Source organism: Actinophytocola sp., from assembly GCF_036378875.1.
Classification (GTDB): Bacteria; Actinomycetota; Actinomycetes; order Mycobacteriales; family Pseudonocardiaceae; genus Actinophytocola.
Genome location: NZ_DASUVO010000101.1, coordinates 363,149 through 376,979, shown reverse-complemented (window position 1 = coordinate 376,979; position 13,831 = coordinate 363,149). Strand labels below are relative to the sequence as shown.

The 13,831-nt window shown below is 69.6% G+C and carries 15 protein-coding genes and 1 pseudogene; 12 read left to right on the top strand and 4 right to left on the bottom strand.

The features are described from left to right. The 3 genes and pseudogenes from VF106_RS30965 to VF106_RS30955 form a co-directional block, all read left to right on the top strand. Positions 1-298, top strand: a pseudogene (locus VF106_RS30965) (alkaline D-peptidase); the annotation flags it as partial. Positions 299-370: 72 nt separating this feature from the next. Continuing rightward, positions 371-2,695, top strand: coding sequence for an ATP-binding protein (locus VF106_RS30960; RefSeq protein ID WP_330843407.1), 2,325 nt, complete (start codon positions 371-373; stop codon positions 2,693-2,695). Positions 2,696-2,698: 3 nt separating this feature from the next. Beyond that, a complete protein-coding gene (locus VF106_RS30955) occupies positions 2,699-3,139 on the top strand; it encodes a hypothetical protein (protein WP_330843406.1) in 441 nt (146 codons plus the stop codon). A gap of 7 nt (positions 3,140-3,146) precedes the next feature. Here the strand turns inward: VF106_RS30955 and VF106_RS30950 are convergent, their stop codons facing one another. Continuing rightward, on the bottom strand, positions 3,147-3,884 hold the full coding sequence (locus VF106_RS30950; RefSeq protein ID WP_330843405.1) for an SDR family oxidoreductase: 738 nt from the start codon (positions 3,882-3,884) through the stop codon (positions 3,147-3,149). A 62-nt stretch (positions 3,885-3,946) separates the two neighbouring features. On the opposite strand from VF106_RS30950, the gene VF106_RS30945 reads away from it, so the two are divergent. The 4 genes from VF106_RS30945 to VF106_RS30930 all read left to right on the top strand — a co-directional run bounded on the left by VF106_RS30945 (position 3,947) and on the right by VF106_RS30930 (position 7,677). Beyond that, complete coding sequence (locus VF106_RS30945) at positions 3,947-4,435, top strand: RrF2 family transcriptional regulator (protein ID WP_330843404.1); 489 nt, start codon at positions 3,947-3,949, stop codon at positions 4,433-4,435. Between the two features lie 4 nt (positions 4,436-4,439). Then, complete coding sequence (locus tag VF106_RS30940) at positions 4,440-5,348, top strand: carbon-nitrogen hydrolase family protein (protein ID WP_330843403.1); 909 nt, start codon at positions 4,440-4,442, stop codon at positions 5,346-5,348. Positions 5,349-5,436: 88 nt separating this feature from the next. Then, positions 5,437-6,762, top strand: coding sequence for an AfsR/SARP family transcriptional regulator (locus VF106_RS30935; protein ID WP_330843402.1), 1,326 nt, complete (start codon positions 5,437-5,439; stop codon positions 6,760-6,762). Positions 6,763-6,807: 45 nt separating this feature from the next. After that, positions 6,808-7,677 (top strand): DUF4394 domain-containing protein, encoded by an 870-nt coding sequence (locus VF106_RS30930; protein ID WP_330843401.1) that lies wholly within the window; start codon positions 6,808-6,810, stop codon positions 7,675-7,677. A 66-nt stretch (positions 7,678-7,743) separates the two neighbouring features. Here the strand turns inward: VF106_RS30930 and VF106_RS30925 are convergent, their stop codons facing one another. Further along, positions 7,744-8,601, bottom strand: coding sequence for a LysR family transcriptional regulator (locus VF106_RS30925; RefSeq protein WP_330843400.1), 858 nt, complete (start codon positions 8,599-8,601; stop codon positions 7,744-7,746). 69 nt (positions 8,602-8,670) lie between these two features. Here VF106_RS30925 and VF106_RS30920 point away from each other — a divergent pair, with 69 nt between their 5' ends. Further along, positions 8,671-9,171, top strand: a complete 501-nt coding sequence (locus VF106_RS30920; RefSeq protein WP_330843399.1) for a hypothetical protein — start codon at positions 8,671-8,673, stop codon at positions 9,169-9,171. Here the strand turns inward: VF106_RS30920 and VF106_RS30915 are convergent. Beyond that, entirely contained in the window at positions 9,155-9,748 is a 594-nt protein-coding gene (locus VF106_RS30915; protein WP_330843398.1) for a TetR/AcrR family transcriptional regulator, read from the bottom strand. The genes VF106_RS30920 and VF106_RS30915 overlap by 17 nt on opposite strands. Positions 9,749-9,791: 43 nt before the next feature. Between VF106_RS30915 and VF106_RS30910 the strand changes: the two genes are divergently transcribed. The 3 genes from VF106_RS30910 to VF106_RS30900 all read left to right on the top strand — a co-directional run bounded on the left by VF106_RS30910 (position 9,792) and on the right by VF106_RS30900 (position 13,033). After that, positions 9,792-10,340 (top strand): GNAT family N-acetyltransferase, encoded by a 549-nt coding sequence (locus VF106_RS30910; RefSeq protein ID WP_330843397.1) that lies wholly within the window; start codon positions 9,792-9,794, stop codon positions 10,338-10,340. Between the two features lie 144 nt (positions 10,341-10,484). Then, complete coding sequence (locus VF106_RS30905) at positions 10,485-11,831, top strand: GH1 family beta-glucosidase (RefSeq protein ID WP_330843429.1); 1,347 nt, start codon at positions 10,485-10,487, stop codon at positions 11,829-11,831. Further along, positions 11,798-13,033 carry an MFS transporter gene (locus VF106_RS30900; protein WP_330843396.1) on the top strand — a complete coding sequence of 412 codons (1,236 nt, stop codon included), beginning with the start codon at positions 11,798-11,800 and terminating at the stop codon, positions 13,031-13,033. Before VF106_RS30905 ends, VF106_RS30900 begins: the two co-directional genes overlap by 34 nt. Here the strand turns inward: VF106_RS30900 and VF106_RS30895 are convergent. Continuing rightward, the gene (locus VF106_RS30895) at positions 13,030-13,434 is read right to left on the bottom strand and encodes a VOC family protein (protein WP_330843395.1); all 405 of its coding nucleotides are present in this window, start codon (positions 13,432-13,434) and stop codon (positions 13,030-13,032) included. The two genes, VF106_RS30900 and VF106_RS30895, sit on opposite strands and share 4 nt — an antisense overlap. A 121-nt stretch (positions 13,435-13,555) precedes the next feature. Here VF106_RS30895 and VF106_RS30890 point away from each other — a divergent pair, with 121 nt between their 5' ends. Beyond that, entirely contained in the window at positions 13,556-13,828 is a 273-nt protein-coding gene (locus VF106_RS30890) for a GlsB/YeaQ/YmgE family stress response membrane protein (protein ID WP_330843394.1), read from the top strand. Positions 13,829-13,831 lie beyond the last annotated feature (3 nt).

The window sequence follows — 13,831 nt, the reverse complement described above, 5'->3', positions numbered from 1 at the left end:
GCTGCTGGCCGAGATGGACACGCCGGACCCGACGTACGGCTACGGCCTGGGTGTGTTCGTGCAGGACGGTTCGACACCGACTCCCTTCCCGCCGCCGAGCTGCGGCGCCACCGTCCTCACCCACAACGGCGGCGTCCAGGGCTACGGGACGCTGATGTACAGCACGCCCGACGGCAGCAGGACCCTGACCGCCTCGCTGACCTATGTGGACGACGCCGCACAGTCCATGCAGGGACCGTTCGTGACGGGACTGCAGAGGCTCGTCGACGTGGTGTTCTGCGACGAGCAGGACGGCTGACGGTCCATGTTGGCCAAACCGTTGCCCGGTTCCCCCTGCGTGGCGCGGGGTACGGGGTTACGGTGCGTTGTTGTGAGCGTGGTTGCCCAGCGGGGGACGGCTGGTCTCCCGGTGGCACTGAGCAGCTTCGTCGGCCGTCGGCACGAGGTGGACGAGGTTCGGCGCCTGCTGTCGTCGTCACGCCTTGTGACGCTCACGGGGCCGGGTGGGGTCGGTAAGACGCGGCTGGCGCTCGAGGTGAGCCGTGCGGTGCGGCGGACCTTCCCCGACGGGGTGGTGCTCGTCGAGCTGGACCAGCTGCGTGAACCCGAGCTGGTCGCGAACTCCGTGGCGCTGGCGGTCGGCATGCGGGAAGCGGGCCGGACCTCGCTCGAGATGCTGATCGACTACCTCAGGCCTCGTCGGTTGCTGCTCGTGCTCGACAACTCCGAACACCTGGTCGACGCGGTCGCGCGGCTGGCCGGCGCCTTGCTGCAGAGCTGCCCTGAGCTGCGGATCCTGGCCACGAGCCGGCAGTGGCTCGGCGTGCAGGGCGAGGCGATGATGCCCGTACCGCCGCTGACGCTGCCCGATCCGGACCAGCCGTTCACCGAGCAGGACCTGAACCGCTCCGACGCGGTGGCCCTGTTCGGTGAGCGGGCGGCGTCCGTGCGGCCCGGGTTCACGATCGACGCGGACAACGGGGCCGTGGTGGTCGAGATCTGCCAGCGTCTCGACGGGCTTCCCCTGGCGATCGAGCTGGCGGCGGCGCGGGTGCGGGCGTTGTCGGAGAGCGACATCCTCGACCGGTTGCTGGACCAGCCGAACCTGTTGGCCGGGCGGCTCCGCCACCTGCCCGCCCGGCAGCAGACCCTGCGCGCGTGTGTCGAGTGGAGCCACGGTCTGTGTTCGGACCAGGAGAAACTCCTGTGGGCCCGGCTGTCGGTGTTCGCGGGTGGGTTCGAGCTCGACGCCGCCGAGGACGTGTGCTCCGGGCACGGGCTCGCCGTCGACGACGTGCTGGACACGGTGGCCTCGCTGGTGGACAAGTCGATCCTGGTCGTGGAGCCCCACGGCGAGGTGATGCGGTACCGGATGCTGGAGACCATCCGCGAGTTCGGGGTGGAGCTGCTCGAACAGACCGGCGAGCACGCCGACCTGCTCCACAAACACCGCGACTGGCACCTCGGTCTGGTGGAGCGGGCCGACGCCGACTGGGTGAGTCCTCGGCAGGTGGACTGGTTCGCCCGGCTGGACCGGGAGCACGCCAACGTCCAGGCGGCCGTGAACTACTGCCTCCTGGAACCCGACGGGCTCGGCGAGGCCCTGCGGATGCTGTCGGCGGTGTTCCACTTCTACTGGTGGGGGCGTGGGTGGGCCCGGGAGGGCCGCCTGTGGCTGGCGCGGTCACTCGCCCGACCCGGCGCGCCGTCGGCGGTGCGGGCGAGGGCATTGCTGACCGACGCCTCCTTGGCGTTGGCCGACGGGGAGAACGACGTGGCCCGGCAGCGCATGGTGGACGCGGAGGCCATCGCCAGAACCATGTCGGACCCGGCCATCGACGCGCACTACTGCTGGGTGTCCGGGAGTGCCGTGATGTACGGCGGTGACCTGCCCGGCGCGGTCGAGATCTTCGAACGGGGACTCGCCGCGCTGCCGCCGGGACAGGAGCTGCCGCTGCGTCTTGACCTGCTGCTGAGCTACGCGGTCGCCGCCGGCCTGCTCGGTGACGTGGACCGCGCCAACGCGTGCCACGAGGAGTCGCTGCGGATCACACGCCCGGTGGGCGAGTGCTTCCACCGGTCCTACGCGCTCTGGGCGCTCGGCCTGTTCGCGATGCAGCAGAGCGACAACGACCGGTCCGCCGAGCTGCACGCCGAAAGCCTCCGGTTGCGCCGCGGCGTCCGCGACCTCACCGGGATCGGCTGGTCGCTGGAGTCCCTGGCCTGGGCCGACTCGGCGTTCGCGCATCCCAAGCGGGTCGCGACGCTGCTCGGTGCCGCGGACCAGCTCTGGGAGATCATGGGCCGCCCGCTACGCACCTACCAGCACCTTTACCCCTACCACGAGCAGTGCGAGCACGACGCGCGAGTACAGCTCGGCGACCACCGGTTCGACAAGGCGTTCCAGCGCGGGCGTGCGATGAGCCTCGACGAGGCTCTCGCGTTCGCGCTGGACGAGCAGCCAACGCCCGTCGCGCCGGTGGAGTCGCCGAGTGTGCTCACCCGGCGCGAGCAGGAGATCGCCGAGCTCATCGCCGCCGGGCTGACCAACCGGCAGATCGCCGACCGGCTGATGATCTCGGTACGGACCGCGGAGACCCACGCCGAGCACATCCTGACCAAGCTCGGGTTCAAGTCCCGGGTCCAGGTCGCGACCTGGGTGTCCGAGCAGCGGACCGGGCAAGCGCCGGACTGACCCGTGGGCGACGAGCCGACGGACCTGTGGATCTGCCCACGCTGCGGAGCAAGGCTGGTCGGCCGCAACATGTGGCATTCCTGCGGGACCTTCACCCTGGAGCAGTTGCTGTCCCGATCGGAACCACCGGTCGTCGAGCTGGCCCGTCGGTATGTGTCGATGCTGTGCTCGCTGGGCGACGTCCAGATCATCCCGCAGAAGACCCGGCTGGTCTGCGTGGCGAGAGTGCGGTTCGCCGGGCTCTATCCCCGACGGGACAGCTTCCTCGCGAGCTTCGCCCTGCACCGGTGGCTGGCCAGCCCTCGGATCGTCAGGACGGCGGACTACGGGCCCAGGTGGCGTGGCCACTTCGTCCTCGTGCGCGCGCCGGCCGACCTCGACGAGGAGCTGAGGGCGTGGTTACAGGAGTCGCACGACGTCGTGGGACTGCACAGCGGCCGGTAGGTGGCGGTCAGTGCGTCAGCCACTCGTCGAACGTGGTCGGTGCGATGCGGGCGTTCTCGCCGGGTAGGAGCACGTTGCCGGCCAGTTCGACGCCGAACAGGCCCGCCCAGGTGGGGACGAGCTTCACCGTGCGGCCGCGTGCGTCGTTCGTGCGGCGGGCCATGTCGACCAGGTCCTGTGGGTCCGGGCCGGCGACGTCGGCGTAGCGACCCCGGGGCTCGCCGGTGACGATCTCGGCGAGGATGTCGGCCACGTCCCGCGGTGCGATGGGCTGCACGAGCAGCGGCGGGATCGTGGCGACGCCGTCCTGTTCGGTCCAGCCCGCGACCATCGCGGCGAAGTCGTGGAACTGCGTCACCGGGACGATCGTCCACGGCACCGAGCCCTCGGCCACCAGGCGTTCCTGCTCACGCTTGCCCGCGTAGTGCCCGTTGCCGTCGACCCGGTCGATTCCGACGATCGAGAGCAGCACGTGGTGCCGGACACCGGCCCGTTGCTCGGCGGCCAGCAGGTTCCTGGTGGCCGTGCCGAAGAACGCCACCGCTTCCGCAGGGTCGACGGTCGCCGTGTTGGAGGCGTCGACGACCGCTTCGACGCCGACCAGCGCGTCGTCGAGGCCGGCGCCGGTCGACAGGTCCACACCGGTCGACCGGCTGATGCCCACGACGTCGTGCCCGCTCCGCTGGAGGGCGGCGACGGTGAGTGCCCCGATGTTGCCGGTGGCGCCCGCGACTGCGATCCGCATGAAGATCTTCCTCCCTATTCAGGACTAAACAGATCTATAATATCCGAGATACGCTACATCGTGTGAAGTTGCCTGTGAGTACCGAGTGGTTGCTGCACTGCGCCGCGACGCTGGCGCAGCTCGAGCCGGGAGTCACCGCGTCAGCGGCCCAGCTCGCGGAGTACTTCGACCTCCCGGCGCCCTATCTCGCCAAGCAACTCCAGACACTGGTCCGGGCGGGCGTGCTGGTCGCGACCACCGGACCGCGCGGCGGCTTCCGGCTCGGGCGGCCAGCCGCCGAGATCACGCTGTTGCAGATCGTCGAGGCCGTGGACGGGGCGTCCTCGCCCTACGAGTGCCGGGAGATCCGCCAGCGCGGCCGAGGGGCGCTGCCGCCGCAGGACTGCCAGGACATGTGCGTCCTCGCCAGGAAGATGGCCGATGCCCACGAGGCCTGGCGGCGCAGCCTCGGTGGCGAGTCGCTCGCCGACATCCTTGCCACACTGCCCGCGTCGGCGCCGGCCCGCACCCGTTCGCGCCTTGCGGCATCCGGTTCGTCACGCTCAAGCTAGGAAGATGAGCAGCCGCCGTGTGGCCGTGGTCCAAGCCGCGCCCCTGCTGTTCGACCTCCCAGAGACGCTGCGGCGCTTCACGACGCTGCTCGACCGCGCGGCATCGCAGGGTACCGAGTTGGTCGTGTTCCCGGAGGCCTTCATCGGCGGCTACCCCAAGGGCGTGACGTTCGGGGCGACCGTCGGGCAGCGCCACGCCGCCGGCCGCGCGTTGTTCGCCCGCTACCGCGCCTCCGCGATCGAGGTACCCGGCGAGGTGGTCGACGAGATCGGTGCGACGGTCGCCGCCCATCGCACCCACGTGGTCGTCGGTGTGATCGAGCGCCGTGCCGGCACCCTGTACTGCTCGGCGCTGCTGTTCGGTCCGGACGGCACGCTGCTCGGCCACCGCCGCAAGCTCGTGCCGACCGGCATCGAACGGCTGATCTGGGGCAGCGGCGACGCAGGCGACATCATCGTCGTCGACACCGAGCTCGGGCGGATCGGCATGGCGATCTGCTGGGAGAACTACATGCCGCTCTACCGCACCGCCCTCTACCAGCGAGGCGTGCAGATCTACTGCGCGCCGACCGTGGACCACCGCGACAGCTGGACGGCGACGATGCGGCACATCGCGGTCGAGGGGCGCTGCTTCGTCCTGTCGGCGAACCAGTTCGCCGGCGTCGACGACTTCCCGGACGACTTCCTCGCCGAGGTGGCACGGTATCCGGTCGAGGAGAACACGGCGCTGATCCGGGGCGGCAGCTGTGTCGTCGACCCGTTCGGCACACTGCTGGCCGGGCCGTCGTTCGGCGCGCCGGACGTTCTCGTCACGGACATCGACACCGAGGCGATCGAGGGCGCGTACCTCGATCTCGACGTCGTCGGCCACTACGCACGACCCGACCTCTTCCGGTTCGACGTCAACGGATGAGGTAACAGGCGGGTCAAGATCCTTGTATGACAACAGATTCTGAACTACGTTCCCATGCGGGGCGGGGGAGCCCAGGGGGAACGAGGTGTTGGCACAGCGATCTGTGCGGATTCAGTTGCTGGGTGGGTTGCGCGCGTGGCGCGGTGGCGGGGAGATCGACGTGGGTCCGCCGGCGCGGCGTGCGGTGTTGGGACTGCTCGCGCTCGCCGGTGGGGAGACGGTCACCACCCGCGAGCTGGTGGACTCCCTCTGGGGTGACCGGCCCCCGCGCAGCGCGGTCAACGTGCTGCAGACACACGTCAAGCACCTGCGCAAAGTCCTCGAACCCGACCGGCCTCGGCGCACCGGCAGCGACGCCCTGCCGCACATCGGTGGCGGCTATGCCCTGAAACAGGTCGATGTCGACCTGGCCAGGGTCCGGTGTCTCGTCGCGGAGGCTCGCCACCGTGACTCGGCCCGTGCCGCGGAGTTGCTCCGGGAGGCGCTGCGGCTGTGGCCCGGCCAGCCACTCGCGGACATTCCTTTCCTCGCCTCGCATCCCAAGGTCGTGGCGCTGGTGGCCGAGCGCCGGGACGTGCTGGCCAGGTACGCCGACACGATGATCGCGATCGGCGCGGCCGCGGAAGCCCTCCCCGACATCGCAGAGGCCGCGGCCGAGCAGCCGCTCGACGAACCCGTACAGGCACGCCTGATCCGCGCGTACCACGCCGTCGGGCAGCGGGCCAAGGCTTTCCAGCTCTACCAGGAGGTTCGGGACCGGCTCGTCGACGAGCTCGGCGTCGATCCCGGCCCGGAGTTGCGTGCGGCCCATGCGGCACTGCTCCAGAACGAGAACACGCCGGTGCGGCGAAGACCGAAACAGCTGCCGGCAGAACCGTTCGGGTTCACCGGCCGGCACGCCGAGTTGTCCATAATGGACGACTGGTTGACCCGGCGGGCGGTGGCCGCCGTCCTCTCCGGCGCGACCGGGGTCGGCAAGAGCGCGTTGGCCGTCTACTGGGCACACCGTGTGCGACAACGGTTTCCGGACGGGCAGCTCTACGCGGACCTACGCGGGCAGGTCCGGTCGATCGACGTGCTCACCCGGTTCCTGACCGCGCTGGGTGTGCCGGCCGAGCAGGTGCCCGCCGACCAGGTCGCCGCGGCCGCGCTGTACCGGACGCTGCTCGCGGGCCGGAAGATGTTGGTACTGCTGGACAATGTCACCGGTCCACACCAGGTTCGGCCGCTCCTGCCTGGTGCTCCCGGTTGCTTCGTTGTGGTGACCGGCCACGACCGCATGTCGGGACTGAACGCACGTCAGCTCACGCTCGACGCGCTGGGTCGGGACGACGCACTCCAACTCGTGGCCAACGTGCTGGGGCCTGAACTACACGACCATCTCGTCCAATGGATGTCCAGTCGCGCTGAATAGCTTTCTGCCGCAACCCGGAAACACTCACCTGAAGGGGAGACGGGGATGAAAGCAGGGCTCAAGAAGAAGATCACCGCGATGGTCGCGGCCGCGGGTGCGGCGGCCGCGCTCGTCGTCGGGTCCGCCGGCAACAGCGCGGCCACGGCGCCGCGGCTCGAGGCGATCGCGCTCCTCAACGACGGCGGTTTGATGGCCTCGTTCTTCACCGACAGACCGGACGTGCTCAACTGGGTCAGGCGCCCGGTCGGGCTCGTCGGTGACGTCCGCCTCGTCGGGCTCGATTTCCGTGTGCAGGACGGTCAGCTGTACGGGGTCGGCGAGAAGGGCGGCATCTACCGGATCAAGCTTCCGGAGCTGCCGAGCAACCCGGACCCCATCGTCACGAAGGTCTCGCAGCTGGGCGTCACGCTGAGCGGCACGTTCTTCGGCGTCGACTTCAACCCGGCCGCCGACCGGCTGCGCGTGATCAGCGACGACGGTCAGAACCTGCGACACAACCTCAACGACCACACGACGATCGTGGACGGCGGGCTGAACATCAACGCAAGCTCCGCCAAGGGAGTCACCGCGGCCGCGTACACGAACAACGACCTGAACGTGGCAACCGCGACCACTCTGTTCGACATCAGCACGGTGACCGACCAGGTGCTCATCCAGTCCCCGCCCAACAACGGCTCCCTGGTGGCGACCGGCGCCCTCACCGTCGACGCCGGGATCAACGCCGGCTTCGACATCTTCGCCGACCTGGTCAACCACAAGACGGTCGACAACCATGGCTTCGCGGTACTGACCACACCGGACGGTCTGTCGAAGTTCTACAGTGTCAACGTGTTGACCGGCACGGCGACGCCGATCGGAGACCCGTTCCCACTGCCGGTGACCGAGGTGGCCATCCCGCTCGACCCGCAACCGTGACATACCAACAGGAACGAGCCCATCCCGCGGCACAGGGGTGGGCTCGTCCGTCTCGACGAGACGGACCTAGTCCGGCCCGGCGAGACCAAGCCGGATCGCGGTGAGCAGCTCGGCCAGCCGGGCGTCCGACGCGCGGTCCGGCAGGTGCACGGCGTAGTACGGCACCCTCGGCAGATCGGTGATCTCCCGGGACGTGAAGCCGTTCGGCGGCCGCACGCAACCATTCACAATGGACAGTCCGACGCCGAGCGTGACGAAGTGCAGTGTCAACGGCCAACCCTCCGCCTCGATGGCCAGCGTCCAGTCCACCCCGCCCGCCCGCAGCGCCCGTTCGACGGTCCGCCGGTGTGGCCGGTTGGCGGGCGGCAGCACCAGCGACAGGCCGGCCAGGTCGTGGACCGTGAGCTCGGCGTGGCTGGTCAGCGGGTGGTCGACAGGCAGCACCAGCGTCTGCGGGTACGACGCCAGCAGCACGGCCGTGACGTCGTCCGGCAGCACCTCCAGCACCCCGATGCCCAGGTCGGCACGGCCGGCCCGGACCGCCGCGAGCATCCTGGTGCTGTCGCGGTTGAGGAGCTTCAGCGGGCCGAACGTGCGGATCACCTCGCCCAGCAGGTACAGGTACGCGCCCTCGCCTGCCGCCAGCGTCAGTGGGCGCAACGCCGCCGCGTCCCGCACCTCGGCCAGGAACGCGGTCATCCGGGTGTCCAGGTCGCGGGCGAACCGGGCGACCGACTCGCCTTCCGGCGTCAGCGTCAGCGCCCGGCCCTGCCGCTGGTAGAGCGGCCGGCCGACCGTCGTGGCCAGCTTGTTGACCTTCACGTGCAGCGCCGGCTGCGAGATGTGCAGTGCCGCGGCCGCGTGCGTGAAGTTCAGGTGCTCGGCGAAGACGGCGAACGCCGCCAGCGCGTCGGTCGGCAGCATAGTTTGAAACTATAGCTCGTGGTCGAAACAATAGTTCTGTTCAAGCCATCCGTGCGGGACGGTAGGCGCATGAACAAGTTCCCACCCCGGCTGGGCGTCGACTTCGGCCGGGTCATCCACGGGGCCGCGGCCCCCGACGGTGCCGAGGACACCGTCTTCCTCGACGGCAGCGACGACGAGGCACTCGTGTCGCCGGCGACCGACGGCGCGTTCGACGTGCTGCCCCGGCTCGTCGAGCGGTTCGGCGGGCGGGTCTGGGTGATCTCCAAGTGCGGCCCGCGCATCCAGGAGCGCACGCTCGCGTGGCTCGACCACCACGACTTCTACGCGCGCACCGGCATCCCGCGTGGCAACGTCCGGTTCTGCCGCAAGCGGGTCGACAAGGCCGGGCACTGTGCCAAGCTGAAGATCACGCACATGATCGACGACCGGATCGACGTACACCGCGCGTTGCTGGACACCGTGCCGTGCCGCTACCTCTTCGGCCGGCAGAAGGGCCCGGCCCCCGACTGGGTCCGGCACACCCTCACCTGGACCGACCTGGAGACGGCGATCATCGCCGACCTGTGAGCCCGGCCAGGAAGTCGTCGACCAACGCGAGCTGCCGGTCCGGCGGCAGCCGCTCCGGGTCGAACAACGCCTGCACCACCAACCCGTGGGTGAACGCCGCCGCCTGGACCGCCACGTCCTCCGGGTTCGCCGCGGCCGGCAGTTCTCCGCGGGCCTGCGCCTCAACGACACATGCCTGAATGCGTCCGCGCCAGCGCTCGTACCGTGCCCGCTGTGCCTCGCTGAGCGACTCGTCGTCGAGTGCCGCGTCCCAGAAGCTGACCCACACGCGGTTCATCGCGACGCTGTCCGCGTTCAGTGACAGCACGTTGACGAGCGTCATGCGCAACGCGGCCAGTCCCGGCTCGTCCGCTTCCAGCAGGGGCCGCGTGTCCGTACGTTCCGCCGCGATCTCGTTGGCGTACCGGACGAGATCGCGCTTGCTCCGGAAGTAGTGCGTGAGCAAGCCGGTCGACGCGCCCAACTCCGTCGCAACGGCACGCATGGTCAGGCCACCGAAGCCACGCGTGGCCAGCACCCGCCACACGGCCTCCGCGACATCGGCACGCCGTGCCTCGTGATCACCCTTCGCCGGCATGGGGGTAGGGTACATAACAAACGTTTGGCACGGAGGTCACCCCATGCTTTCACTGCGGCTCACCGACAACGCCGAGTTGCGTGCGCTCGAAACCTGGCAGGCGGAGGAACTCGCGCAGCACGTCGCGGCCGCCCAGGAACACCTCGCCCCCTGGTTGCCGTGGGTGGAGAGCGTCGCCACCCCGGATGGCGCGACGACGCTCCTCCAGCGGTACGCGGACGCCCAGGCCCGCGGCGAGGGCCGCATCCTCGGCGTCTGGGTCGACGGCAAGCTGTCGGGCGGTGTCCTGTTCCGCGTGTGGGAGAACACGACCGGCGTGTGCGAGGTCGGCGTCTGGCTCGCACCGGAGGTCACGGGGCGCGGGCTGATCACGAAGGCCGTGACCGTGATGATCGACTGGGCGTTCCAGGTACGCGGCATGCACCGGGTCGAATGGCGGTGCGCGGCGGCCAACGAACGCAGCAGCGCGGTCGCCCGCCGCCTCGGCATGACACTCGACGGCACCCTGCGGGAGGCGTTCCCGCGCAACGGCGAACGACACGACGTCGAGTTGTGGTCCGTGCTCGCGACCGAGTGGCCCGTCGAGCGCTGACCAGCGGTTATCAACAAGCGCACGCACCGAGGCGGCTGGAGTTGTCATGGCGTGATCAAGCAGGGGTTGACCGCGAGCGCGGGCGGCGTTCAAGCTGACTCGCGCTCGACGCCCCTGACCCCGGCCCCGAAGGACGACATGACGATGGCACTGCCCAAGTTTCCTGACGGGTTTCTCTGGGGTGTGTCGAGTTCCGCCTATCAGATCGAGGGCGCCGTCGCCGAGGACGGGCGCGGACCGTCCACGTGGGACACGTTCGCCGCGGTGCCTGGAAAGGTGTACGGCGGGGAGACGGGCGAGCGGGCGACCGACCACTACCACCGCTACCGCGAGGACGTCGCGCTCATGCGGGAGCTGGAGGTCGACGCCTACCGGTTCTCGATCGCCTGGCCCCGGGTGTTGCCGGACGGCCACGGCGCGGTCAACCAGGCCGGGCTCGGCTTCTACGACCGGCTCGTCGACGAACTGTGCGCCAACGGCATCGCGCCCGCCGTCACGCTCTTCCACTGGGACACCCCGCAGGCGATCGAGGACAGCGGCGGGTGGCTCAACCGGGACACCGTGTACCGCTTCGCCGACTACGCGGCCGAGGTGGGCGAGAAGCTGGCCGACCGCGTCCGGATGTGGATGCCGCTCAACGAGCCCATGGTCGTCACGCTGTTCGGGTACGCCGTCGGTGCGCACGCGCCCGGCAAGGAGCTGATGTTCGGCGCGCTTCCCGTCGCCCACCACCAGCTGCTGGCGCACGGTCTGGCCACGCGGGCGCTGCGGGCGGCCGGCGCCACGAGCGTCGGCATCGCCAACCACCACGTGCCGGTCTGGCCGGCGTCCGACAGCACCGAAGACCGCGCCGCGGCCGGCCTGTACGACGCCCTGGTCAACGAGATGTTCGCCGCGCCGGTGCTCACCGGCCAGTACCCGAGCGAGGACCTCGCGGCCGCCATGCCCGGGCCCGTCGCGGAGGACCTCGAGATCATCTCCACCCCGCTCGACTGGTACGGCGTCAACTACTACGTACCCAGCAAGGTCGCCGCGCCGAGCGTCGACAGCGAACCGAACGTGATCGACGGCACCGAGATGCCCGCCGGCCTGCCGTTCGACTTCCCCATGATCGACGGCTATCCCCTCACCGACTTCGGGTGGCCGGTCGTGCCGGGTGGGCTCCACGAGACGCTCACCACGCTCGCCGAGCGCTACGGCGACCGCCTTCCGCCGATCTACATCACCGAGGGCGGCTGTTCCTACCGCGACGAGGTGCACGACAAGCGCCGCATCGAGTACTACGAAGGGCACCTGAGGGCACTGCGCAAGGCCATCGACGACGGCGTCGACGTCCGTGGCTACTTCGCTTGGTCCATTGTGGACAACTTCGAGTGGTCGGTCGGCTACTCGCAGCGGTTCGGCCTCGTACACGTCGACTACGACACGTTCACCCGCACCCCGAAGGACTCCTTCTATTGGTATCGCGACCAGATCAGAGCCCAGCGGTAGCTGAGCCCACCGCGCCGGTTCCCGCTCGGTGGACGGCTTTTATCGGCCTGGCCAGCCTGGGGCTCTTCACTGCCTTCTACGGGCCGATCCAGGTGCTGCTCGCGCAGCAGGCCGAAGCACTCGCGCCGGACAGCAAGGAGCTGGCGCTGGGGCTCGTGTCGGGCCTCGGCGCGGCGGCGTCCGTCGTCGCCAACCCCTTGTTCGGCGCGATCTCCGACCGCACGACGTGGCGGGCGGGCCGCCGTCTACCGTGGACGGTGCTGGGCGCGCTCGGTGGCGTCGCCAGCCTCGCCATCCTGGCCGGGGCGCCGAACATCGTGGTCATGATCCTCGGCTGGTGCGCGGCGCAGTTCACCCTGAACGCCATGCAGGCCGCGCTCTTCGCCGCCGTGCCGGACCAGGTGCCGCTCCGGCAACGCGGCATGGTCGGCGGCTGGCTCGGCGTCGGGCAGACACTCGGCATCGTGGTCGGCTCGCTGCTCGCGGCCGAGGCGGGCGGGATCGCCGCCGGGTACCTGGTGTGCGCGGGGTTCCTGGTCGTGACGACCGTGCCCTACGTGTTGCTGCGCAAGGACACCGTGATCGCCCCGGCCGAGCGGCCCCGACTGTCCGTCAAGGACTTCTGGATCAGCCCACGCCTCTTCCCGGACTTCGGCTGGGCGTGGCTCACCCGGTTCCTGCTGAACCTGAGCAACGCGATCGCGATCGTGTACCTGCTGTACTTCCTGCAGGACGTCGTCCGCTATCCCGAACCCGACAGCGGCGTGTTCATCCTGACCGCCGTATACGCCGTGACCCTGCTGTCCACAGTGGTCACCAGCGGCATATGGTCGGACCGGATGTCCCGCCGCCGCGTCTTCGTGTGCTGGTCGGGCATCGTCATGTCCCTGGCCGCACTGCTGCTCGCGTTCTGGCCGACATGGACGGGCGCGATCGTCGCCGCCGCGATCCTGGGACTCGGCTTCGGCGTGTACCTGTCGGTCGACTTCGCGCTGATGACCGAGGTCCTCCCGGCCGCGAGCGACCGCGGCAAGGACCTGGGCGTCATCAACATCGCGAACTCGCTCCCACAGGTACTGGCCCCGGTACTGGCAGCCCCGATCGTCACTTACCTGGGCGGCTACCCGGTGCTGTACGTGCTCTCAGCACTGGTGGGCGTGGCGGGCTCAGTACTGGTGTACCGAATCCGCTCGGTGGCCTAGTCCCGGATCGGCTGGCCGATGGCGAGCAGGTTGCCTTCACTGTCGCGGAACCACGCGCCGCGTTCGCCGGTGCCGACGGACGGGTAGTTGCCGGCCACCTCGGCGATGCCGTCGACCGTGCGCAGACCGGGAAAGTCGTAGTGCTCGAACTCGACGCCCCGGTCGCGTAGCGCGCCGACCACCGCCTCGATGTCGTCCACCGTCCAGGCCATCTGGGTGTGGTCGCCGGACGGTCGGCCGGCGGAGGCGAACAGGACGAACCGGGTGCCGCCGCAGCGGTAGAGCAGGCCGCCGGGTCGTTCCTCCGCCGGGTGCAGCCCGAGCTTGTCCGCGTAGAAGGCCCTCGCCCGGTCGAGGTCCTGGGCTGGCAACCTGGTCGCCACGTCGTATCGGTCCAGCATGGAAACATCATGACCCAGAAACCGACCCTGAGACGGTTCTCAGGGTCGAACCAGGGTGATCGCCTGATCCGTCAGCCGCGTCCGCGCTCCATTCTGGAACGCGGGAGAAAGGGAGCGGGTCATGGAGATCACGGGGCTCATCACGGCCATTCTGTTCGGCGCGATCATCGGGGGGCTGGGACGCGCGATCGTGCCGGGGCGGCACAACATGTCACTGTTGGTCACCATTCTGGTCGGGATTGTCGCCGCCGTCGCCGGTACGGGGGTCGCGGAGTTGATCGGCGTCGCGGACACCGACGGTTTCGACTGGACGGAGATCGCCCTGCAAGTGATCTTCGCGGGCGGAGCGGTGACGCTGCTGCGTGGGGTACAGCAGCGGGCCGACACGAAGTAACCC